This is a genomic window from Streptomyces sp. P9(2023) (assembly GCF_032436795.1).
Lineage (GTDB): Bacteria > Actinomycetota > Actinomycetes > Streptomycetales > Streptomycetaceae > Streptomyces.
Genome location: NZ_JAUPWM010000700.1, coordinates 1 through 251 on the forward strand (window position 1 = coordinate 1; position 251 = coordinate 251).

The window sequence follows — 251 nt, forward strand, 5'->3', positions numbered from 1 at the left end:
TTAAGGGACTAACCAATATCGATTACCTTCATAAGCATGGGGTGACGATCTGGGATGAGTGGGCCGATGAGAACGGTGAGCTTGGTCCGGTTTATGGCAAGCAGTGGCGTAGCTGGCCTTCTCCTGATGGAGAGACAATTGACCAGTTCAAGACTGTTCTTGAAGGTATCAAGAAAGACCCGTTCGGTCGCCGTCATATTGTGTCTGCTTGGAACCCTGCGGAGATAGAAAATATGGCACTACCACCTTGC

At 49.8% G+C, this 251-nt stretch carries 1 protein-coding gene; it reads left to right on the plus strand.

The window, feature by feature from the left end; all coding sequences use genetic code 11:
• Positions 1 to 251, plus strand: a 251-nt coding sequence (locus Q5762_RS39160) for a thymidylate synthase (protein ID WP_315897087.1), incomplete at both ends; no start/stop codon positions are given.